The organism is Rhodococcus sp. Q (genome assembly GCF_005503035.1).
Taxonomy (GTDB): Bacteria; Actinomycetota; Actinomycetes; order Mycobacteriales; family Mycobacteriaceae; genus Rhodococcus_G.
On sequence record NZ_SCOY01000018.1, the window covers coordinates 16,333 to 38,538 of the forward strand.

At 68.9% G+C, this 22,206-nt stretch carries 17 protein-coding genes; all 17 read right to left on the minus strand.

What is annotated here, in order from left to right:
- Positions 1–63: 63 nt before the first annotated feature.
- Entirely contained in the window at positions 64–1,743 is a 1,680-nt protein-coding gene (locus FFS72_RS26985) for a beta strand repeat-containing protein (RefSeq protein ID WP_137875017.1), read from the minus strand.
- 232 nt (positions 1,744–1,975) lie between these two features.
- Entirely contained in the window at positions 1,976–3,382 is a 1,407-nt protein-coding gene (locus FFS72_RS16925) for an Ig-like domain repeat protein (protein WP_171018721.1), read from the minus strand.
- 140 nt (positions 3,383–3,522) lie between these two features.
- Positions 3,523–5,172, minus strand: coding sequence for a glucose-6-phosphate isomerase (gene pgi, locus FFS72_RS16930; RefSeq protein WP_137875019.1), 1,650 nt, complete (start codon positions 5,170–5,172; stop codon positions 3,523–3,525).
- Between the two features lie 64 nt (positions 5,173–5,236).
- A complete protein-coding gene (locus FFS72_RS16935) occupies positions 5,237–6,307 on the minus strand; it encodes a lipocalin-like domain-containing protein (RefSeq protein ID WP_249353374.1) in 1,071 nt (356 codons plus the stop codon).
- 28 nt (positions 6,308–6,335) lie between these two features.
- Positions 6,336–7,823, minus strand: a complete 1,488-nt coding sequence (locus tag FFS72_RS16940; RefSeq protein ID WP_137875021.1) for an aldehyde dehydrogenase family protein — start codon at positions 7,821–7,823, stop codon at positions 6,336–6,338.
- Between the two features lie 60 nt (positions 7,824–7,883).
- Positions 7,884–9,179, minus strand: coding sequence for a homogentisate 1,2-dioxygenase (hmgA, locus tag FFS72_RS16945; RefSeq protein ID WP_137875022.1), 1,296 nt, complete (start codon positions 9,177–9,179; stop codon positions 7,884–7,886).
- On the minus strand, positions 9,176–10,468 hold the full coding sequence (locus FFS72_RS16950; RefSeq protein WP_137875023.1) for an oxygenase MpaB family protein: 1,293 nt from the start codon (positions 10,466–10,468) through the stop codon (positions 9,176–9,178). The genes hmgA and FFS72_RS16950 overlap by 4 nt, the downstream gene beginning before the upstream one ends.
- 50 nt (positions 10,469–10,518) lie before the next feature.
- A complete protein-coding gene (locus tag FFS72_RS16955; RefSeq protein WP_249353375.1) occupies positions 10,519–11,670 on the minus strand; it encodes an alpha/beta hydrolase family protein in 1,152 nt (383 codons plus the stop codon).
- 182 nt (positions 11,671–11,852) lie between these two features.
- Entirely contained in the window at positions 11,853–13,031 is a 1,179-nt protein-coding gene (locus FFS72_RS16960; RefSeq protein WP_137875024.1) for an MCE family protein, read from the minus strand.
- On the minus strand, positions 13,028–14,158 hold the full coding sequence (locus tag FFS72_RS16965) for an MCE family protein (RefSeq protein ID WP_171018722.1): 1,131 nt from the start codon (positions 14,156–14,158) through the stop codon (positions 13,028–13,030). Before FFS72_RS16965 ends, FFS72_RS16960 begins: the two co-directional genes overlap by 4 nt.
- Complete coding sequence (locus FFS72_RS16970; RefSeq protein ID WP_137875025.1) at positions 14,155–15,342, minus strand: MCE family protein; 1,188 nt, start codon at positions 15,340–15,342, stop codon at positions 14,155–14,157. The genes FFS72_RS16965 and FFS72_RS16970 overlap by 4 nt, the downstream gene beginning before the upstream one ends.
- A gap of 11 nt (positions 15,343–15,353) precedes the next feature.
- Positions 15,354–16,409, minus strand: coding sequence for an MCE family protein (locus tag FFS72_RS16975; RefSeq protein WP_137875026.1), 1,056 nt, complete (start codon positions 16,407–16,409; stop codon positions 15,354–15,356).
- A complete protein-coding gene (locus FFS72_RS16980; protein WP_137875027.1) occupies positions 16,406–17,419 on the minus strand; it encodes an MCE family protein in 1,014 nt (337 codons plus the stop codon). Before FFS72_RS16980 ends, FFS72_RS16975 begins: the two co-directional genes overlap by 4 nt.
- Positions 17,416–18,609 (minus strand): MCE family protein, encoded by a 1,194-nt coding sequence (locus FFS72_RS16985; protein ID WP_137875028.1) that lies wholly within the window; start codon positions 18,607–18,609, stop codon positions 17,416–17,418. The genes FFS72_RS16980 and FFS72_RS16985 overlap by 4 nt, the downstream gene beginning before the upstream one ends.
- Positions 18,606–19,460, minus strand: a complete 855-nt coding sequence (locus tag FFS72_RS16990) for an MlaE family ABC transporter permease (RefSeq protein ID WP_137875029.1) — start codon at positions 19,458–19,460, stop codon at positions 18,606–18,608. The genes FFS72_RS16985 and FFS72_RS16990 overlap by 4 nt, the downstream gene beginning before the upstream one ends.
- Positions 19,461–19,517: 57 nt before the next feature.
- Complete coding sequence (locus FFS72_RS16995) at positions 19,518–20,297, minus strand: MlaE family ABC transporter permease (protein ID WP_137875030.1); 780 nt, start codon at positions 20,295–20,297, stop codon at positions 19,518–19,520.
- The gene (locus FFS72_RS17000; protein WP_137875087.1) at positions 20,294–22,114 is read right to left on the minus strand and encodes a multicopper oxidase family protein; all 1,821 of its coding nucleotides are present in this window, start codon (positions 22,112–22,114) and stop codon (positions 20,294–20,296) included. Before FFS72_RS17000 ends, FFS72_RS16995 begins: the two co-directional genes overlap by 4 nt.
- Positions 22,115–22,206: the final 92 nt, after the last annotated feature.

Below are 22,206 nucleotides of genomic sequence, written 5' to 3' on the forward strand. Positions count from 1 at the left end.
CAGCGATGAAAAGAGCGAGCCCCCAACGGAGTTCCGTTGGGGGCTCGCTCTTCACGCGTTCGACTAGCTGGATCCGAACAGTCCGGCCAGCGAGCCGTTGCCCTCATTCGGGTTGCCCGGGTCGGTGGCCGCGCTCACGGTGACGGTCTTGGTCACCGTGCTCGCGGTGCCGTCGACGGTGACGTCGGCGGTCAGCGTGTGGGTGCCCTCGGTGGGCGTCCAGGTGCAGGTCGCGGTTCCGCCGGCATTGGCGGTCGCGGTGCACAGGGTGTCGGCGCCGTTCTTGACGACGACCGGGGAGTTGGCGTCGGCTCCGATGACCGAGATGATCACCGAGGTACCTGCGCGCGGGGAGATCGGGGTCAGGGCGATCACCGCGGTACCCGCAGGCGGGGCGGCGACGGTGACGGTGATCGGCGCGGAGGCGGGGGACGCGCCGACGCTGTTGGTGGCGACGGCAGTGACGGTCAGGGTGCCTGCGGCGGTCGTGGAGATGTCGCAGTGGAACGCGCCGGCCTGGTCGGCGGTGGCGGTGCAGGTCTTGTCGCCCGCGGTGACCGTGACGCTGGAGGCGGCTTCGGCGGTGCCGGAGATGGTGACGATGTCGCCTGCGGTGACGGCGGCCGGGTTGGCGGTCAGTCCGGTGGGGGCGTCGGGTGCAGGCCGGGCGGCGACGGTGACGGTGATCGGCGCGGAGGCGGGGGACGCGCCGATGCCGTTGGTGGCGACGGCGGTGACGGTCAGGGTGCCCGCGGCGGTGGTGGTGATGTCACAGCTGAAGACTCGGGCCTGGTCGGCGGTGGCGGTGCAGGTCTTGTCGCCCGCGGTGACCGTGACGCTGGAGGCGGTTTCGGCGGTGCCGGAGATGGTGACGGTGTCGCCTGCGGTGACGGTGGCCGGGGTGGCGGTCAGCCCTGCCGGGGCCGCGGGAGCCGTCGGTGCGGCGGTGACGGTGCCGGTCTGCGCGGCGGAGGTCGATGCCGCGCGGGTGGCGTCACCGAGGTACTTGGCAGTGATCGAGAAGGACTGCCCTGCCGCGCCTGCGGCGGGGGTCCACGAGTAGACAGCGATGCCGTTCGAGACGGTGCCGGTGCCGAGCACGGTCCCGTTGTTGGAGAACTCCACCGTGCCGGTCGCGCCGTTCGTGACGGTCGCCCTCAGTGTCGAGACCTTGGTTGCCTGCGGTGCGGGGCCGATGTCGAGTGTGGTCTGGGTGGCGTCCTTGGTCACCGACACGTTGGGTCCGGTGTTGGTGTTGGTCGAGCCGAGGCCCTGGTTGGAGTTGACGCCTGCGCCGGTGGTCAGGGCGGTGTCGCGGGCACAGTCGGCGCCGACGGTGTACTGGACGGTGTAGCTGATGTTTCGGTCGACGGCGCTGCGGATCCAGGAGCCGTTCATGCTCACGGTGGTCGCGTCGGGGGTGGTGGTTCCGACTCCGTTGCCGTTGACCCGCGAAGAGTTGGGGACGTAGGCCAGGCAGGTGGGGTGGATGTCCTTCAGCGCGCTGATGGTGGGCGCGAGGCCGCCGTTCCAGCGGATGTCGTTGGTGACGGTGATGGTTTCGCCCGGGGCCGGGGTGCCGTTGCTGATCGTTCGGTTGAACGTCCACTGGCCGGAGTTCGTGGACTGGCTCACCGGTGCGGCGGCCGCTTCGGTGACGCCGAATGCCGCGGCGAATCCCACGGCCATCACCGCGGTGCCCGCACCGGCCGCGAGCCGTCGCAAGTTGTTGTTTGTCGACACTGCAGAACCCTTCCCAGGATGCCTCGGCCGTGAGCTGAACATGCGTCCAGTCCGGCCATGATTCCGGATCACGGTACGGCATCGGTTCGAATTCGACTCGGGATTCGCTGGGTATTCACACGTCCGGCCGCAGGTCTCGATCGAGCGGGGCGATCGGTTGGGTTCCGTTGCGATAAACGGTGAGCCCCCACCGGAACTCGCCGGTGGGGGCTCACTTCGTCATAGCTGGTTGCTAGCTGGATCCGAAGAGTCCGGCCAGCGAGCCGTTGCCCTCTCCCGGGTTGCCCGGGTCGATGGGCGTACCCACGGTGACGGTCTTGGTCACGGTGGTTGCGGTGCCGCCGGTGGTGACTTCGGCGGTCAGCGTGTGGGTGCCCTCGGTGGGTGTCCAGGTGCAGGTCGCGGTCCCGCCGGCATCAGCGGTAGCGGTGCAGACGGTGTCGGTGCCGTTCTTGACGACGACGTGCGAGTTGGCATCGGCTCCGACGACCGAGATGGTCGCCGGGGTGCCCGACGTCGGTGACGCCGGGTCGACGACGATCACCGCGGCGCCCGCCGGCGGCGCGGTGACGGTGACGGTGACCGGCGCCGAGGCGGGGGACGTACCGACGGAGTTGGTCGCGACGGCGGTGATGTTCAGGCTGCCGGGGGTGGTGGCGACGATGGTGCAGTGGAACGCTCCGGACTGGCTGGCCGTTGCGGTGCAACTCTTGTCGCCCGCGGTGACCCTGACGGTCGAGCCCGGCTCCGCGTCGCCGGCGACGGAAACCGCATTACCCGCGATGACCGACCCCGGGGTGGCGGTGACGTTCGTCGGTGCGGCGGGTGCGGACGGTGCGGCGGTGATCGTGCCGGTCTGCGCGGCGGAGGTCGATGCCGCGCGGGTGGCGTCACCGAGGTACTTGGCGGTGATCGAGAAGGGTTGTCCTGCTTCGCCTGCCGCGGGGGTCCAGGAGTAGACGGCGGTGCTGTTCGCGACGGTGCCGGTGCCGAGCACGGTCCCGTTGTTGGAGAACTCCACGGTGCCGGTCGCGCCGTTCGTGACGGTCGCCGTCAGTGTTGTCGCCTTGGTTGCCTGCGGTGCGGGGGCGGCGGCGAGGGTGGTCTGGGTGGCGTCCTTGGTCACCGACACGTTGGGTCCGGTGTTGGCGTTGGTCGAGCCGAGGCCCTGGTTGGAGTTGACTCCCGCGCCGGTGGTCAGGGCGGTGTCGCGGGCACAGTCGGCGCCGACGGTGTACTGGAGCGTGTAGCTGATGTTGCGGTCGACGGCGCTGCGGATCCAGGAGCCGTTCATGCTCACCGTGGTCGCGTCGGGGGTGGTGGTTCCGACACCGAGGCCGTTGACCCGCGAGGAGTTGGGGACGTAGGCCAGGCAGGTGGGGTGGATGTCCTTGAGGGCGCTGATGGTGGGGGCGAGGCCGCCGTTCCAGCGGATGTCGTTGGTGACGGTGATGGTCTCGCCCGGGGCCGGGGTGCCGTTGCTGATCGTTCGGTTGAACGTCCACTGGCCGGAGTTCGTGGACTGATTCACCGGTGCGGCGGCCGCTTCGGTGACGCCGAATGCTGCGGCGAATCCCACGGCCATCACCGCGGTGCCCGCACCGGCCGCGAGTCGTCGCAGGTTGTTGTTTCTCGACACGGCAGAACCCTTTCCCGGGAAGCCTCGACCGTGACCTGAACATGCGTTCGGTCCGGCCATGATGTCGGATCACCGTACGGCATCGACTGCCGTGTGAGACGGGATTCGCCAGATAATTGCGTGAACGACCGGTCCGGTGCTCAGACCGCGCGGCCCCTGCGGCTGCGGTACCACCGGACCAGGGTGTCGGTCGACGAATCGCCCTGCTGCGCCGGGGCTTCCGGATCGGTGAGGACGGGCTCGAGTTCGAGTGCCTGTACCTTGCCGAGTTCGACACCCCACTGGTCGAACGAGTCGATCCCGAACACCACGCCCTCCACGAACACCTGGTGTTCGTACAGTGCGATCAGTTGGCCGAGCACCGACGGGGTGATCTTCGGTGCGAGGATCGTCGTCGACGGCCGGTTGCCCGGCATCACCTTGTGCGGCACCAACTCCGGAGCGGTCCCCTCGGCGGCGATCTCCTCGGCGGTCTTGCCGAACGCGAGGACCTTCGTCTGCGCGAACAGGTTGCTCATCAGCACGTCGTGCATGGATCCCTCGCCGTCGATCGTCGCGAGATCGTCGGTGGGCTCGGCGAAACCGATGAAGTCGGCGGGTGCCAATCGGGTGCCCTGGTGGAGCAGTTGGTAGAAGGCGTGCTGGCCGTTGGTGCCGGGCTCGCCCCAGAAGATCTCACCCGTCGGAGTGGTGACCGGTGACCCGTCGGCGCGCACCGACTTTCCGTTCGACTCCATCGTCAACTGCTGCAGGTATGCCGCGAAGCGGCCGAGGTCGTTCGAATACGGCAGCACCGCACGGGAATCCGACTCGAAGAAGCTCGAGTACCACAGGCCGATCATGCCGAGGAGTACCGGTGCGTTCGATTCGAGTGGCTGCTCCGCGAAATGGCGGTCGACGGTGTGGAAACCGGAGAGGAACTCGCCGAACCCGTCGCGGCCGATCACGCACATCAGCGACAGCCCGATCGCCGAGTCGACGGAGTAGCGGCCGCCGACCCAGTCCCAGAAGCCGAACATGTTCGCCGTGTCGATGCCGAACGCGGCAACCCGCTCCTCGTTCGTGGACACCGCGACGAAGTGCTTCGCGACGGCGTCCTCACCGAGAGCGTCCACCAGCCATCGGCGGGCAGCGGTGGCGTTGGTGAGTGTTTCCAGCGTGGAGAAGGTCTTCGACGCCACGATGAACAGTGTCGTCGCCGGGTCGAGGCCGGCGAGCTTGCCGACCAGGTCGGCGGGGTCGATGTTCGACACGAACCGGGCGGTCACTGCGCTGTCCACGTAGTGGCGCAACGCGCGGAACGCCATCACCGGGCCGAGGTCGGATCCACCGATCCCGATGTTGAGGACGGTGGTGATGCGTTCGCCGGTCGCGCCTCGCCACTCGCCGGACCGGAGCCGGTCCGTGAAGTCGCCCATCCGGTCCAGCACCTCGTGCACGTCCGCGACGACGTCCTGCCCGTCGACGATCAGACTCGCATCGCGAGGCAACCGAAGCGCGGTGTGCAGCGCCGCCCGGTCCTCGGACGTGTTGACGTGGTCGCCGCGCAGCATCGCGTCGCGGCGCTCCTCGACCCCCGCGACACGCGCCACATCGACCAGGAGTCGCATCGTCTCCCGGTCCACCCGGTGCTTGCTGTAGTCGATGTACAGGTCACCTGCGGTGAGGGTGAGCTCGCGTCCGCGTTCCGGGTCTTCGGAGAACAGGTCTCGCAGGTGCCGCGCGCCCACCACGTCGTGGTGGGCGCGCAGCTTCTGCCAGGCGGAGGTTGCGGTGATGTCGAAGCTCATGCGTCGACCCTAATCCCAGCCGACAACGACCGCTGGGGTGCCGCTGACCTTGTTGATCGATCGTTCAGTTGAGCGCCACCAGCTCGTGCAGGGTCCGGCCACTGCGGACGTCGGTGGTGCCCGAGCGGTGAACGGTCAGCTCGAACGACGACAGGAACCGGAAGTAGCCGGGATGCCCGATGAACCGGTGGGCTAGGGGCCGCACCAGGCGGCTCCCCGCCACCGGGACGTCGTCGAGGAGGTCGTGGGCGTGCACCACCTCCTCGATGTCCAGACGCAGCGACAGCCGGTCGGGCACCTCCAGACCGATCCACTCGGGCCGGGTGCGTCCGGCCCGCTCGTCGAAGACCGGCGGGCCCTCGGTGAGCTCGACCTTGCCGGTGCTGAGGATCACCTCGCCCTGGTGGGCGAGCATCAGCGGCTGGCTGCGGTGCCCGCCCCGCCGTTCCTGGGTGAGGACGGACGCGAACAGCAGCGAGTAGTCGTCGTCGTAGAGGCGGCCCCAGTGCCAGTGGTCGATCACCTTCGTCATGTCACCGAACCCCCAGTTGTGGTCGGCGTAGCCGCGTCCGGTGACCTCGGAGGCGACGCCGTCGATGGTGACGGTCCCCGACACCGACGCGCGCGGCGCTCCGACACACCACCCGAACACCTCCGTGTTGCCGAACCGGGTTTCCCCACCGCCCGGCATCCAGCTCGGGAGTTCGTTGACGAACGTCAGGTCGAGCGTGATGCCGTCCTCGGACACGTACACGTGGTGCACCGGGAGTCCGCCCTCGGGGAACTCCGCGTGGGCGTGGTTGTCGCCGATCCGTACGTCGCACTTGAGGATCGAGGCCGCCGCCCGGGATCGTGGATACCGCTTGCGGACCTGCCTGCGGGTGCCGTCCGGGGCGTACACCAGGATCTCGACGTTCGGCTTCGCGATCGGTGCCGGCTCCTCGGGTCGGCGCAGGTTCAGGAACGCGATCACGGTGTGCCCCGATTCGAGGGTCGCGTCGAAGTACCAGTGCTCGAACGACAGGTTCCGGGGAACGGGGTGCGCAGCGTTGTGTCGGGGCAGGACGGTGGTGAGGACGTCGTCCTCACGGTCGAGTCCGTTCCACGCCTCGGCGATCTCGAGTGTCTCTGTCACACCGCGCCTTTCGGTAGTCGTCATCGCGTCACAGGCCCGTGTACCCGATGTGGACGGTCTTCTCCTCGGTGTCGGCCTCGATGCCGGACCGCCCTAGTTCGCGGCCGATACCGCTGCCGCCTCGTCCACCCCAGGGCAGTGCCGGGTCCGGAACACCCCACCCGTTCACCCACACCATCCCGACGCGCAGCTTCTCGACGACGGAGTGGATGCGGGAGATGTCGGACGAGTAGACCATCGCGTTGAGTCCGAATTCGGTGGCATTCGCGAGCGCCACCGCCTCCTCCGGGGTGCTGAAGGTCATCACCGTCGCGACGGGTCCGAAGATCTCCTCGCGTGCGATGGTCAGGTCGTTGTGGCCGCGGAAGACGGTGGGCTGGACGAACAATCCCGGTCCGTCGAGGCGGGCTCCACCGGTGACGAGGTCGGCGCCCTCGCTACGTCCCTTCTCGATGTAGCCCATGATCCGGTTCATCTGCTTCTCGTTGACGATCGTCCCCATCGTGCTCGACTCGTCGAACGGGTCGCCCATGACGGCTTGCTCGGCGAAGGCGACGAGGCCATCCACGACCTTGTCGGCGATCGACTCGTGCACGATCACCCGCGTGCCCGCGGCGCAGACCTGTCCCTGATGGTAGAAGTTGCCCATCGCGATCCACGGCAGTGCCGAGTCCAGGTCGGCATCCGGGAAGATCAACTGCGGTGACTTGCCGCCCAGTTCGAGCGTCACCTTCCGGAACGTGCTGCCCGCATAGCTGTGGATGCCGCGGCCGACGGCGGCGCTGCCGGTGAACGACACCTTGTCGACGCCGGGGTGCCCGGCGAGCGCTGCGCCCGCGACGGGGCCGAGGCCGGTGACGACGTTGACGACGCCGTCCGGAAGTCCGGCCTCGGTGAGCAGGTCGGCAAGACGCAGGGTGGACAGCGACGCGTCCTCGGCGGGCTTGACGACCGCCGTGCAGCCGGCTGCCAGGGCGGGCGCCAGCTTCCAGGCGGCGATGACGGCCGGGTTGTTCCACGGCGTGATCGCCGCGACGACACCGAGCGGCTGGCGCATCGTGAACCCGAACCGCTTCTGGTCGCCGATGTCGCACAGGGACGCCGACTGTCCCGTCAGCTTGTCCGACCAGCCGGCGAAGTGCCGGAACACCGCTGCGGTCGCCGGAATGTCCCCGGCGACCGAGTCCCGGTACAGCTTGCCCATCTCGAGTGCCTCGAGCGCGGCGAGGGTTTCGGCATCACGCTCGATGAGATCCGCGGCGCGGTACAGGATCTTCCCGCGCTCGGCGGCGGGCATCGTCGACCATTCGCCGTCCTCGAACTGGGCTCGCGCCGCGACGACGGCGTTGTCGACGTCCTGGACGGATCCCGCAGGCAGGTCGGCGACGGACCTGCCGGTGGTGGGGTCGGTGGAAGCGAAGGTCTCGGTGCCCGCGCCTGTGGTCGCGCGACCACCGATCCGGTGCACCGGATCGGGAAGGGTGAACTCGGGAATGTTGCGCACGGTTGTGGTCATCGATCGTCCTCTCGTTCGTGTCGAGCGGGATGGGGGAGACGAACTGTGGTGCCGGGTGATTCAGGAGAAATGCCTGCGCAGGCCGTGCCATGAATCGTCGTATCGGGCTTGACGGTGTTCGGCCGCGTGCGCGAAATCGGTGACGTGCAGCGGCCGTCGCGTCTCGAACATGAACGGCAGTGACCCGTCGAGCTTCTGTGGGGCGAGGTCCGCGGCAACCGCGTTCTCGTACGTCTCGGCGTCGGGTCCGTGCGGCGCCCACATGTTGTGCAGGCTCGCGCCGCCGGGCACGAAGCCCTCGGCCTTCGCGTCGTGCACGCCGGTGACGAGGCCCATGAACTCGGTCATCGTGTTCCGGTGGAAATACGGTGGGCGGAACGAGTGCTCGATCACGTTCCACCGGGGCGGGAACACCACGACGTCCACGTTCGCGACACCGGGTCGTTCGGACGGCGAGGTGAGCAGTGTGAAGATCGACGGGTCCGGGTGATCCCAGGTCACCGAACTCATCACGTGGAATCGGGCGGTGTCGTACTTGTAGGCACCGTGCGTGCCGTGCCACGCGACGACGTCGAGCGGCGAGTGGTCCAGCTCCGCTGCCCACAGTTGGCCACCGAACTTCCGGATCACCTCGACCGTCTCCTCCCGATCCTCGTATGCGGCAACGGGATACTGGAAGTCGCGGGGGTGGGCAAGGCCGTTGGCGCCGATGGGGCCCAGTTCGGGGAGCTCCAGGTGGGCACCGTAGTTCTCGAGGACGTAACCCCGTGCATCGCCGTCGAGCAGTTCCACGCGGAAACCGATCGCGCGGCCGATGACGGCGATCTCGCCCGGGGCGACGTCGACAATCCCCACCTCGGTGTGGATTCGGAGTGCCCCCGACTGCGGGACGATCAGCATTTCGCCGTCGAAGTCGAAGAAGTAGCGCGCGTCCATCGACCGGTTGCAGTGGTAGGTGTGGATCGCGATGCCCGACTGCTCGACGACGGAGCCGTTCGCGGCAAGGGTGTAGAGGCCGTCCACGAAGTCGGTGTCGGCCGCGGGTTCCGGCATCGGATTCCACCGCAGTCGGTTGACGTCGAGGATTCCGTCGGTGAGCGGGGCGGACCGCAGGTGGCCGTTGTCGATGCGGAGGAACGCCCCGTGCCGGGCCGAGGGCAGGATCCGGTACACCCAGGTGCGTCGGTTGTGGACGCGGGACTCGGTGAACGCGGTGGCCGACAGCTGTTCCGCGTACAGGCCGTGCGGTGCGTGTTGTGGACCGTTCTGGCCCCACGGCAGCGTGCCAGGAATCGCCTCGCTGTGGTGCTCGTTCCCGAAGCCGTGCAGGTACGTCAGTGGCGTCGTCGTGGTCATCGGCGCAAACCCCCGTGCGCGTTGAACTCCGCTTCCCTACCTGCCATCTGAGCTCGGTACCAGCTCTCGCGGTGCCGGGTGGTGATGCGCTCCCACAACCGGTTGACCCGGGGTGAGGCGCGGCGGACGTACTCGGCGACCGTGAGGAGCGGCCATCTCAGGACCACCACGAGGATGCCGGGGAACGGGGAGGGCATGTCGTGCTTGGCGCGCGTCGCCGGGCTCATGAACAGCGTGGTGTACGCCGCGTACATGGCGTGGGTGTAGCGGGCACGCAGACGTTCGAGGCCGCGCTGGTCCGGGCGGGGCGCGAACGCGGCAGGGAACGACTCGATGAGTTCGCGCCCGGGGGCGCCCGCGTCGTAGCTGCGTGAGCACACCACCATCGCGTTCAGGCGCATCGAATCGGCGATCGTCTCCGGGAACAGCGAGATGTCGACGCCGAGCAGATACCCCATGTACTTCTGGAAGTGCAGCAGCGCGTTCATGTCCGACCTGCTGGTGTGGATGCCGACGAGGCGGAGCGCCAGCGCGGGCACGGTGCTGCCGCCGAGCAGGGTGAGCATCTGGTAGCCCTGGCTGATCGGGTAACCCCATCGCGCGGTGTCCCATTCGGGGTGCCCGTCGACCTTGCGTCGCACCGCGACGTGCATCACGCGCACCCGCATCGCCGTGGCGCGGCCTGCGGACCCCGGCGTCAACAGTGCGCCCGGTTCGGAGACGTCGATCCAGAACCGGGACGTCTCGAGGTACCGGCGCAGGGCGTTGTCGCCCGCGTACCCGCCCGCGAGTGACAGTGGAGTCGCGACCGCCGCCTCCGTGTACATCTCCAGAGTGATACCCCCGGCGACCGCGAACAGCATCGTGCCCCAGCGCCGCCACACCGCGGCGCCGCGTTCGACGAGTTCGGGGTCCACCCAATCGGGAACCGTCTCGAACTCGTCGAACAGCGCATGCATGCTCGGTGCGGGGTTCTCGATCGATCCGAGGCCCTCGGTCAACGCGCGGTCGAGCAGGGCGCGTCCGGCCTTCGGGTCGTTCTCGTAGACCTCGTCGACGAAGTGTTCGGCGAGTGGGTCTCCGTGGAAGAGGCTCTCGCAGAAGCGCTCTGCCACGGAGCTCGGGGGGAACAATTCGAAGCCGAACGTCGAACCCAGCAGACGCTCCGCCCGCTTCGCACCCGGCTGTTCCTTGGTCTCCCAGTAGCGGAATCCGGTCGGGCAGCGCAGTTCTCCTGTGGGTGCGACGGCGGTGGCGTCCTCGGGTTCGGTGCCGGGGTGGATGGCCATGGTGCTGTTCTCCCAGGATGGTTGGGAACGGACTGTCGATTCGGGTGCTTTCACGCGGCGAGCGCGTGGCCCGCCAACCAGGTGCGGACCTCACCGGTGACGTGCGAGACGCCGTGCGGCTGGTCGACCAGGTAGTGGTTCAGTTCGGGTACCTCGACGAGAGTCGCCGGCGCGTTGGTGAGTGCGGCGTGCATCGCCCGTGATTCGGATGCGAAGGCGGCCTGGTCGCCGAGCAGTGGCATCACCAGCGTCGGGCAGGTGACGCCGGGGAGGTTGCGCAGGGCGTCGGCGTTGGTGTGGTCGATGCTCCACGTGCTGAGCCAGCTGCGGACCGTCACGAACCGGGCGAGACCACCGGCTGCCGTGTTGGCTCGGGCCGGATCGCCGTACATGCTGCCCGGTGCGCGGTCGCTCGGGTCGAGGGTGACGTCGACGAAGCGCGGGTCCGCGACCGTGCGGTGGACGACGAAGCCGCGGTCGGAGTCGCCGGTGCGCTCCAGTTCGGCGAGCCGCTCGAACGCCATGGCGTCGATGCGGCGCATGCGGTCGAGCTGGGCCTGGCGGTACTCGAGAACCCAGTCGCGGTCCAGCGGCGTTGCGCGCACCGGTGCGTAGAGGTCGAGGCGGGGGTCGAGTTCGAGTGGTTCGGATTCGCTCATCGGCGTCGGGTCGATCCAGTGCCGCAGCACGTGCGCGCGACCGGGATGGGCGCCGATGAGCATCAGGCCGTCGGCGGGCGGGAGGTCCGCGTCCGCGAACCCCGTCGGATCGCCCGCGGGAGTGTGTGTGACGCTGCGGTTCTCGGCCTGGTCCTGATAGAAGGCGGCGAGTGAGCCGCCGCCGCTGAAACCGAGCAGGAGGACGCGCTCGAAGCCGAGACGGTCCTTCATCCAGCGCACGGCAGCGCCGACGTCGAGGGCTGCGCGTTCCATGATGAGCGCGGGCTCGTTGGACGTGTAGCGGGTGTTGACGCCGAGCGAGGGGATTCCGGCCTCGGCGAATCCGCGAAGCAGGAAGTGGGACAAGAAGTCCGACGCCGGATGGGCCATCACGATCCCGATGGACCGGTCGTGCTCGCGAGGCGCCACGAGGTTCGCGTGCAGGGTCGGGTAGTGGCGGGACAGGCCGGAATGCATCTCCACGCGGCCGTCGCGGGCCGGCTCGTAGGGGATGCGCTGGAACTGGTCGACGATCACGGTCACGCCTTCCGGATGGATGGTTGTTCACGGTGGGTGGCACGCTGACAAGGGAACCGTACCGTACTCGATGGTATGGAGGAAGGGTTTCGGTGCGACGTGTCCACAGGGCTTCCGGCGCGTGTACACAGGTGCTGCACGCACAAAGGCGGTGTGGACCAAGGAAAAGGGGTGCGAATGCGACCGCGTCAGCGCGGCGCGAACCCGGCGGCCTCCCGGCACATCTGCACGGTCGCCGCCCGCAGGCCCGGATACTCCAGACATGGGAGGTTGCGCGCGCCCCGCACCGCGCTCGGATCATTCGGCGCGACACTGCAATACAGACCCGGTGGTGTCGGGACGGTGTCCTGTTCGGTCGGCGGACGTCGCTCCGATGCAGGCAGGAACCCCGTCGTGCACGGCGGGGGGTCGTTGATCTGCGCGAGGAAGAAGGTGTTCTGTCCCGGATCGTCCGCGTTCACGAGCCCGGCGCTCTGGGTGGACGCGATGATCGGTGGATACAGCACGAGCAGTTGCTCGATCGCGGGGTTGTACACCTGCGCCACCTGGGCGACGCTCGTCAGATTCGCGAGCAGCACAGGCAGTGTCGGACGCAGTCGCTCGACGAGTGCCCTGGTCTCGTCGGCCGCGGGTGCACCCGTGGTCAGCAGCGACCGTACCGACGGGTCGACGGCCGCGACCTCGCCGGTGACGGCGGCCAGCGAGGAGGCCCACGACCGGATCGGGTCGCTGCTCGCGGCAAGCGCGTTCAGTACGGGTGCGGAGTCGGTGACCAGTGCGGCGAGCGGATCGCGGTCCGTCGCCGCGGCCTCCGCCAGCAGGTTCGTCGACGTCACCAGGTCGGCGAGCGCGGGACCGGAACCGTCCACGGCGGTGAAGGATTCGTCCAGGACCCGCCGCAGCGCCTCCGGGTCGACCGAGGACAGTGCCGCGTACAGCCGGTCGAGGGTCGGGCCGATGCGCTGCGGCACCGACGCCCGATCCCGCGGGATCACCGACCCCTCCTCCAGGAAGGGTTCGTCCGACGACGCGGGGATCAGGTCGACGAACTGCTCGCCGATCGCCGACATGCTGTGCGCCTCGGCGTCGACATCCGCGGGTACCGGGACATCGGAGTCCAGCGACAGCACGGCGCGCGCACCCTCGGGGGTGGCGTCGAGGTCGACGACCCGCCCGATCTCGGTGCCGCGATAGGAGACGTTCGCCTGCGGGTACAGCCCAGCGCCGTCCGGAAGCAGCAACGTCACCTCGTACCGTCCGACGCCCGCCTGCTGAGGGAGTTGCGCGTAGCGCACCGCCACGAACGCGACCGCGAGCAGTCCGACGAGTCCGAATGCGGTCAGGCGCCATCGAAGTGACCGGGTCACGGCGTGCCTCCCGGGGTTGGGGCGGGAAAGAACAGCCGACCGAGTTCGGGGAGGGTGACGGCCGTGGCCGTCTCCGGTGCGAGCGCGCCGATGACACCCTCCGGTCCAGCCAGCCGGCCCTGCAGCGGTGTGCCGAGAAGCAGCGCCTTGTCGAGGGTGGCGCTCCGCAGGTCGAGGGTCACCTCGCCGTTGGCGTAGTCGCCGCGCACCGCGTTCCGGTAGGTGTCGATGGGGAACGGATACGTGAGCAGATACCGCAGCGACTCGGTGAGTGACGGACCGGAATCGGCCAGTGCCCGCAGGACCGGTTGCAGCGACTGCAGATTCGCGGTCAGATCGGCGCCGGTACTCGTCACGACGGAACTCGCGGCGTCGCCGAGACGGCCGAGCGAGTCGAGGGCGCGAACCAGGTCCTGGCGCCTCGTCGCGATGGTGTCGAGTGCAGGCGCGGCGCTGTTGACCGCGCGGGTGACGTCGTTTCGGTGTGCGGCGACGTCGGCGGCGAGTGCGTCCAGCCCGTCGATGGTTCTGGTGATGTCGGACTTCTGGTCATCGAGGGTGGCGAGCATCGTGTCGAGCCGGGCGAGCAGGCGCCGCACGGTGTCCTCGCGTCCGCCGAGTGCCGCGTCGAGCTCGGTCATGATCTCCTGCACCTGCGCGAGGCCGCTGCCGCCGAGCACCATGGCCAGCGACGACAGGGTTTCCTCGGTGGTCGGATAGGCGCTCGCTCGGTCGAGCGTGATGCGGTCCCCGTCGGCGAGCCGACCGGTCGGCGGTTCGTCTGCGGGCGCGGACAGTTCCACGTGCATCGCGCCGAGCAGGCTCGTCTGCCCGATCCGCGCGGTGGCGTTGGCGGGCAGGACCACGTCGGCGTTCAGGCCTACGGTGAGGAGCGCGTATCCGGGGCCGAGTCGGATGTCGGTGACCGAGCCGACGGTCACGTCGTCGACCATCACCCGCGAGTTCGGGGTGATCGTCGAGACGTCCGGGAGTTCGATCGAGACCGTCACCGCGTCGTCTCCGCGGCCCTCCGTCGCGGGCAGCGGCAACGACTCGACGCCGCGCCACCCGCACCCGGTCGTCGCGACGGCCACCGCGAGCAGCACGCCCGCTGCGCCCACTCTCATCGGGGTGCCCCGCTCTGGACGACCTGGCCCGGCAGGGCGGTGACACCACGCATCGGATTCGATTGCAGTGGGAGATAGTCCACGGCCAGCGTCGTCAACACGGGGCCGAGGTACTGGACGCACAGTTCCGCACCCCGCTCCGCGCCCACCTGCTCGGCGGCGGCGAGCGCCGAGCAGATGAAGTCGACCGGGTTGGCGAAGTTGTTCGGCGCCAACGCCGAGACGACGGCGTTCTGCGCCGGCTGATAGATGTTGCTCATGTTCGCGAGCGCGGTCGGCGCGACGTGCAGGATCTGTGTGATGCCGTCCCGCTGCGCGGCCAGGTTCGCGAGCACGTCCGACAACTGCTCGGCCGTCGTACCGACCGCGTCGCGATTGTCCCGGACGAACCGGGTCACGTCCCCGACCGCGGTGTCGAGTGTGGTGATCGCCGACCCGATGGTGTCGGTGTTGGAACCGAGGACCTCCGACACGGTGGCCATCCTGGTGTTGAACTCCACGATCTGCCGGTCGCTCCGTGCGAGGGCCGCGACGAAGACCTGCAGGTTGCGGACCGTCGCGAACAGGTCGGTGCGGCCGTCGGAGAGGATCCGCATGGCATCGGAAAGCTGGATCAGGGTGGAGTGCAGGTCGTCCCCCTGCCCGTCGAGGGTGGCGTCGAGCGCATCGACGAGTTCGCCTGCAGGTCCGGCGTTCTCGCCGTCCGTACCCGTGTCCGCCGGCCCCAGCGCCGCGGCGAGCCGGTCCAACTGCTCGGTCATCTGGTCCCACTCGACCGGTACCGCGGTGTGCGAGAGCGGGATCAGTGCCCCGTCGGCGAGGGTGTCGCCTCCGGTGTAGGCGGGGGCGAGCTGCACGAAGCGGGCCGCGACGAGGCTCTGCGAGACGATGATCGCGTCCGCGTCGGCGGGGATCGGTTGCGAGCGTTCGACCCGCATCCGCACCCGATTGGCCTCCGGTCCGGGCTCGATTGACTCCACTCGGCCGACGGTGACGCCCATGACCCGGACGTCGTCGCCGGGATACAGGCCGGTCGTGCTGGTGAACTCGGCCTCCACGACGATCGACGTCACGCGTGGCACGACGGCGTAGGAGATCGCGAGCAGCGCCGCGAGGCCTACACCGATCACGAGCCACGTTCGGCGGACGCGGCGACCGGGGTCGTCGGTGCTGGACTTGCGCACAGGCACTCCGTTCACGGGGGTGTTCCGTTCAGGGCGGAGAGGGGATTGACGGTGCTGTTGTCTCCGGGGGCGGGCCCCATGCCGAGCGCCGCGCGGACGAACGGGGCGATGATCTGACCGGGGATCAGGTTCTGGATGTACGAGTTGAAGAACGGGCCGCTCGACACCGCCTCGCCGAGCTCGGTGATGTACGGACCGAGCCGGTCGATGGCGGACGTGATCGAATCCCGATTGGACTGCACCACCGTCAGGACCGACTGCAGGGAGGCCAACGTCGGCGCGAGCTGGGCCTCGTTGTCGGTGACCACCCCGTCCAGGTGCCGCGACAGAACGGTGACGTTGTCGAACAGGGCATCGAGGACCGCCCGTCGATCCTGCAACTCACCGAGCACCGAGTTCGCGTCGGTCAGCAGGCCGTCGATCTGCCCGCTGCGTTCGGCGAGCAGAGCCGTGACGGTCTCCGCCGAGCCGAGGAGATCGCGCAGGGAGTCGTCCCGCTCCGCGACAGCCGCCGACAGCCGTCCCACGCCGTCCACCGCGGCGGCCACGTCGTCGGGGACGCGGCGCAGCGTGGACGTGAGCACCCGCATCGACTCGGCGAGCTGCTCGGAGTCGATGCGTTCGGATCGGTCCGTCAGATCGCCGAGTGCCTCGGTCAGCTGGTACGGCGAGGTGGTCGAGTCCGTTCCGATCGTGGTGCCGGGGCGCAGCTGCCCGTCACCGGCCGGGGTGACGCGAAGATTCCGCGCGCCGAGAACCGTTGCGGTGGCGATGTCGACACGGGTGAGTTCGCCGAGCCGAACCGGAGCGTCGACGGTGAACGACACGGCCACGGCGGCGCCGTCGATGTCGATCCCCGTGACGTGTCCGGCATCGACCCCGGCGACGCGGACCGGCGCCCCCACCTGGAGGCCGCCCGCGTCGAGGAACAGGGCGCGGTAGCCCGCGGCCGAGGAGACGAACGGCAACGACCGTACCTGCAGCGCCGCGAGGACGATCGCGAGAACCACCACGGTGCCGACGATGCCGAGCCGGAACACGTTTCGGCGTGAGTAGCGTTCCATCATCTGGGGGCGCACCTTCCCGTCGGCTGCCCGAACAGGGGAGTGGTGACGTCCGCGCCGTCAGGGCCCGTGAACTTCACCTTCAACGCGCACAGGTAGTAGTTGAAGAAGTTTCCGTACACACCGAGCCTGCTCAGCGCCGCATACGTTTCCGGCAGTCGGCTCAGGACGCTGTCGAGCGTGTCGCGGCCGTCGTCGAGTTGCGCTGCCGTGCGGCCGAGCTCGGTGACGGTCCCCTGTAGCGGGGGCCGGGCCTCCTCGAACAGGGCGGCGACGTCCGCGGCGGCCGTGTCGATGTGATCGAGCGCGTTGCCCCACGTCTGCCGTTCCTCGGCGAGACCGCGGGACAGGTCCGCGGCGCGGTCGAGCGCGACGGCGAGGGTGTCGCGACGATCGGCGAGGGTCGCGACGGTGGCGTCGAGGTTGTCGATCACCCGGCCGATCACCACGTCCCGGTCCGCGAGCGTCGTGGCGATCGACGCGGTGCGCGCGAGCACGGATTCGACGGTGGCGTCCTGACCCTGCAGAAGCGCGATCAGCTCCGCGGACAGGGCATTGACCTCCTCGGGTGCCAGCACCCCGAACAGCGGCTTGAATCCGCCGAGCAGTTCGTCGAGGTCGAGGGCCGGGGACGTCCGGTCGAGGGGGAGGGTCGCGTCGCCGCTCAGCAGCAGTCCGCTCGTTCCGGGGTCGATGTCGAGATACCGGTCCCCGACGAGGTTCTGGTAGCGGACGGCGGCGGTCGCGTCGTCGGTGAGCGGTGCGGAACTGTCCACCGTGAACTCCACGAGGGCGGTTCCGTCCGGGGTGATCGAGACGTCTCCGACACGCCCTGACTCGACGCCGGAGATGCGGACGGCATCACCCGAGTGCAGCCCCGACGCATCGGTGAACAGTGCCCGGTACCCCGTCGTCGGCTGGAACCGGAACTCGCCGAACACGATCACCAGCCCCGCCGTCACCGTGAGCATCACCGCGGTGAACAGGGCGACACCCACGGTGCGGCCCCTCATCGCGCACCCGCAGGCGGCTGTGATGTCGATGCCGGCGGCTGTGGCACGAGAACGGCGAACAGGGTGTCCGGGTCGACCGTCGGCGAGGTCCGGTTGTGGGCGAAGACGTCCGCGCCGGTGTCCGCCGCGACGTACGGCGCGGGTACGTCGGCCGGCGTCAATTCGGGCAGCGCGCCGCAGCGCGGTCCGCCGGTGGCGCGGACCTCGGGGAGGTCCTCCGGATACGTGTAGGCGTCGACGCCCCACACGATGGTGCTGTTGAGGAGCATCGTTCGTCCGTTGCCGCCGGAGATCTTCTCGGCCGCGATCCGGGCGACGTCGGCGCCCTGGATGAAGCAGGTCAGTCCCGGTGAATACTCCTCGAGCAGTTCCGTTGTGGGACGGAGCCGCGACAGGGACTCGGTGAGCGCAGCGGTGTTGTCCGACAGGACGGGAGTCCCGACATCGGCGAGACCGGTCGCCGCGACCAGCAGGGTGTCCAGTGAATCCCGCTGCGCGACCACAGTGTCGGCGGTGGTGGTCAGTGACCGGGCCGCGGCGAGGAGATCGGGTGTCGCGGCGCCGAGGGTCTCGGCGACCGTCGCACCCGAGTTCAGGTCGGCGGAGAGCGCACCCAGTGTCGGTTCGAGCGCGCCGAGCACCGCGTCGAGATCGTCGAGGGCGTTTCCGATCGACGCGCCCTGCCCTCGCAGCGCGGTCGCCGTCGCGGTGAGCGTTGCCTGGAGCTGATCCGGCTGCACGACCGTCAGGATGCGGTTGAGTCGGTCGAGGATCGAATTCGTCTCGGTGGAAACCGAAGTCGCGGGGATGACCGCCCCGTCTGCGATCGGCGTCATGGTTGCCGCGGGCGCCTCCGGGTCGGTGAGCGTCACCTGTTTGGAGCCGAACACGGTGGTGGCGGCGATGGCGGCGCCCACATCGGAGGGCACGCCGCCCGCGGCGTCCTCGGACAGTTCCACGTGAATCACCGCCAGATCGTTGTCGCTCGCGACGTCGGCCACCCGGCCGACCTCGACGCCGTGGTACTTCACCAGCGACCCGGTCTGCAGCAGCAGGCCGGCGCGGTCGGCCTCGACCCTGACCCGAATGACGTTCCCGCTCAACTGTCCCGAGTACGCCAGGTACGTCACTGTGGCCAGCCCGGCCAGCAGCGCGGCCATCACGAGCGCGGCGACCCGTGCGGCGATCATGCGGCGAGGTGGACGGCTCGGGCGCTGCCGTACAGGGCCAGCGCGACGGCGAGCGTCACCGTCACCACGGCGATCAGCGACAGACGGACTGCGCGCCCGGTTGCGATGCCGACGCCCGCCGGACCTCCAGTCGCGTTGTAGCCGTAGTACGTGTGGATCAGCATGACCACGAACGCCATCACGATCACCTGCACGAACGACCAGAGAATGTCCGACGGGACGAGGAACGTCGAGAAGTAGTGGTCGTACACCCCGCCGGACTGCCCGAGGACCAGGACCGTGGTCAACCTGCTGGACACGAAGGAGGTGATCAGCGCGACCGCGTACAGCGGAATGACGGTGGCCATGCCGGCAAGGAGTCGGGTACCGACGAGGTAGGGGACGGACCGGATCGCCATCACCTCCAGCGCGTCGATCTCCTCGCTGATCCGCATGGCACCGAGCTGCGCGGTGGTGCCCGCGCCGATCGTCGCGGCCAAGCCGATCCCGGCGGTCACGGGGCACACGACCCGAACGTTCAGATAGGCGGACAGAAATCCGGTGAGGGACTCGATCCCGATGTCGCCGAGTGAGCTGTGGCCCTGCACAGCGACCGTCGCGCCCGCGAACAGCGTGATGAAGCCGATGATGACGACGCTGCCGCCGACCGCGGCGAGCAGTCCGGTCCCCAGCCCGACCTCGGCGATCGAACGCAGCGTCTCCGCGCGATACCTGCGCAGTGCCTTCCCGGTCGACGCGATCGCGGAGCCGAAGAAGAGGGCGCTTCGTCCGAACTCGTCGACCGCGCGCAGGGCCGATCGGTAGCCGTGCGTGATGCGGCGCGCTGCGCGTCCGGTCGAGATATTCGCCATCCAACCCTCCTCCAGATCTCCTGCATCGCTACCGCGCCGGGACTCGATCGGACGTCGTCAGGTAGCAGCGAGAGCAAGTCCGATCGACGTCAGCAGCATGTTCACCAGGAACAGTGCGATGAACGCGAAGACGACCGTCTCGTTGACGGCCTGACCGACGCTCTTCGGCCCGCCGGTCACAGACAGTCCCCGGTAGCACGCGATCAACCCCGCGACGGCACCGAAGACCGCGGCCTTCGCCTGCGAGAGAAGAAGTTCCGGTAGTCCGACCAACAGGGTCAGACCCTGGACGTAGGCGCCCGGGTTCACGTCCTGCAGATACACCGAGAAATAGAATCCGCCGACGAGTCCGATCGCGCAGACCGCACCGTTGAGCAGCGTCGCGACCACCGTCGCGGCGAGCACTCGCGGCACCACCAGTCGGTGCACCGGATCGATGCCGAGCACCTCCATCGCGTCGATCTCCTCACGGATGGAACGTGATCCGAGATCCGCGGTGATCGCCGTTGCCGCGGCACCCGCGACGACGAGAACCGTCACCAGCGGGCCGATCTGGGTGATCGTTCCCAGACCGGCGCCTGCCCCCGACAGGTCGCTCGCGCCGATCTCGCCGAGCAGTGAGTTCAGCGTGAACACGACGAGAACGGTGAAGGGAATCGACATCACGATCGTCGGCAGCAGGGCGACACGGATCGTGGCCCAGCACTGGTCGAGGAACTCCGACCACTGGAACGGTCTGCGCCGCAACGCCGCAGCGGTGTCCAGGGTCAGCGCGTAGAACTCACCGAGGGTGCCGACGGCACCGCGAAAGGCGCCGGACGCGACGGGCGCGCTCACGAGACCACCCGGTACCGCAGCATCATCTCGTGGTCCTCGTGGTCGAGGATGTGACAGTGCCACATGTAGCCCTGCAGAGCGGTCTCGGCTCCGGTGGCGTGACCGTGGGAGGTCCTGGTGGCCACCGACGGTGGGGTCGCGGGGCGCTGGAACGGGGCGTCGGGATCGAAACCGAGTTCGTCGGCGGTGGGGAAGCGGACGAGGATCCTGGTGACGGTGCCGCGGTCCGCGCGCACGGTGTCCTTCCAGCCTGCCTCCCACGGCGCGGGCGGCATCAGGGGACCGGCGAGGAAGGGCTCCGGATCGGGTGTCCATTTCACGCCGAGCGGCGGCTGAATGTGTGTGGCCTGCAGTTCCACCGTTCGCAGCGGCTGCCTGCCGAGGATGCGGAACATCACCAGGTGCAGGTGGATCGGGTGCGGATCGTCGGTGACGTTGACGATGTCCCACCGCTCCACTGTCCCGGCCTTCGGCATCTCGATGTCCGGGTCCGTGTAGCGGAGATTGTTCAACGCCATGTATGCGGGCGGAACCCGGAGGGCGTAGGGCTGACTCACCGACACGGTGCGTGTCCTGGTCGGGGTCGGCAGCGGAGGCAGGGGGTCGGGGGTGCGCCCACCCGCCCGCAGCGTCGCCGGGACGGGGCCGTTGAATCCGCGGGCGGAGCCGACCGTGAATCGGCAGAACAGCGGCATGGCGACCGCGCCGAGCATGGCCGCCTGGAACGGCGGTGCCTCGTCGTTGCACAGTAGGACCGAACCGTCGACGCCGGAGAAGTCGACGAGCAGGTCGTAACGCTCACCCGGTGACATCCGGATGGCGTTCGTCGGGACGGGGGCGTCGAGCAGTCCGCCGTCGTTGCCGACGACCCAGAACTGCATGTGGTTGCTGAAATGCAGGTTCCAGACGCTGTAGGAGGTGGCGTTGATCGCGCGGAACCGGTACAGGCCCCGCGCGACCGGGATGTCCGGCCAGACGGCGCCGTTGACGAGACCGACGTCCCCGACCGCGCCCCCCTCCCACGATCCTTCCGACACGACCGGGGTCGATCGCAGGCTCATCGCACCGTCCTCGCGGAAGATCTTCTCCTGCAGGATCAGTGGCATCTCGAACTCGCCCGCGGGTAGACCGAGGGGGTTGTCGGGTGTGCCGGTGTCGAAGCGGTCACGCAACAGGTAGGTGCCCGCCAGCCCGGCGTACACGTTCGCTCGGGTGATCCCCATCGCATGATCGTGGTACCAGAAGTGCCCCGCCTGCTGCCGATTCGGAAATCGGTATGTAATCGATTCGTTCCGATGGACGAGTTGTTCCGCGTGGCCGTCGCTGTCGGGTGGCGTCTCGCCGCCGTGCAGGTGCACCACGATCGGGGGCGTGGTCCGGTAGGCCTCGTCCGCGCCGTGCAGGGACGTGTCGATGTCGCGGGCGAACGGATGCGAGGTGAGGCGGTTGGTCACGGTCAGCGTGGTGGTCTCGTCGGCCTGCGCCTCGATCGTCGGTCCCAGGTAGGTCGGTGCCGCGTTGTCGACGTGGTAAGCGAAGGTGTCCGCGGGCGCGTGGTCGGGGTGGAAGCGATGACGTGCCGTGACCGCCGACATGGTCAGCCGGGTGCCCGAGACGGTCGGTGGGCGCTCGACGGTGGACCGGAACGGTGACATCGGAGGCGAGTGGAACAGGAGTGGGTTGTCGATGGCCGTGACCCGCGCCGGCTCCCGCGCGAATCCCTGCCCGGCCCCGAATCCCACGGTGGCCGACCAGCCCATGCCCGCGGTCGCCGCGCCGCCGACACCGAGTGCACGCAGCAGCGTCCGCCTGTCCATGGATCGCTCGGTCACGGTGCATCTCCAGTCCTTGGCAACGGCGGTGACCGTACCACACCGTATGGTACGGTCAAGTGTCTGGAATGATGCTG

What these genes read in the sequence shown, in the direction of transcription:
- pgi (WP_137875019.1), bottom strand. Translation starts at nt 5,172, where the DNA reads ATGAGCTTCGACATCACCGCAACCTCCGCCTGGCAGAAGCTGCGCGCC.
- FFS72_RS16940 (WP_137875021.1), bottom strand. Translation starts at nt 7,823, where the DNA reads ATGACCACAACCGTGCGCAACATTCCCGAGTTCACCCTTCCCGATCCG.
- hmgA (WP_137875022.1), bottom strand. Translation starts at nt 9,179, where the DNA reads ATGACCACGACGACGCCACTGACGTACCTGCACGGCTTCGGGAACGAG.
- FFS72_RS16950 (WP_137875023.1), bottom strand. Translation starts at nt 10,468, where the DNA reads ATGGCCATCCACCCCGGCACCGAACCCGAGGACGCCACCGCCGTCGCA.
- FFS72_RS16965 (WP_171018722.1), bottom strand. Translation starts at nt 14,158, where the DNA reads ATGAGAGTGGGCGCAGCGGGCGTGCTGCTCGCGGTGGCCGTCGCGACG.
- FFS72_RS16975 (WP_137875026.1), bottom strand. Translation starts at nt 16,409, where the DNA reads ATGATGGAACGCTACTCACGCCGAAACGTGTTCCGGCTCGGCATCGTC.
- FFS72_RS16980 (WP_137875027.1), bottom strand. Translation starts at nt 17,419, where the DNA reads ATGAGGGGCCGCACCGTGGGTGTCGCCCTGTTCACCGCGGTGATGCTC.
- FFS72_RS16985 (WP_137875028.1), bottom strand. Translation starts at nt 18,609, where the DNA reads ATGATCGCCGCACGGGTCGCCGCGCTCGTGATGGCCGCGCTGCTGGCC.
- FFS72_RS16990 (WP_137875029.1), bottom strand. Translation starts at nt 19,460, where the DNA reads ATGGCGAATATCTCGACCGGACGCGCAGCGCGCCGCATCACGCACGGC.
- FFS72_RS17000 (WP_137875087.1), bottom strand. Translation starts at nt 22,114, where the DNA reads ATGGACAGGCGGACGCTGCTGCGTGCACTCGGTGTCGGCGGCGCGGCG.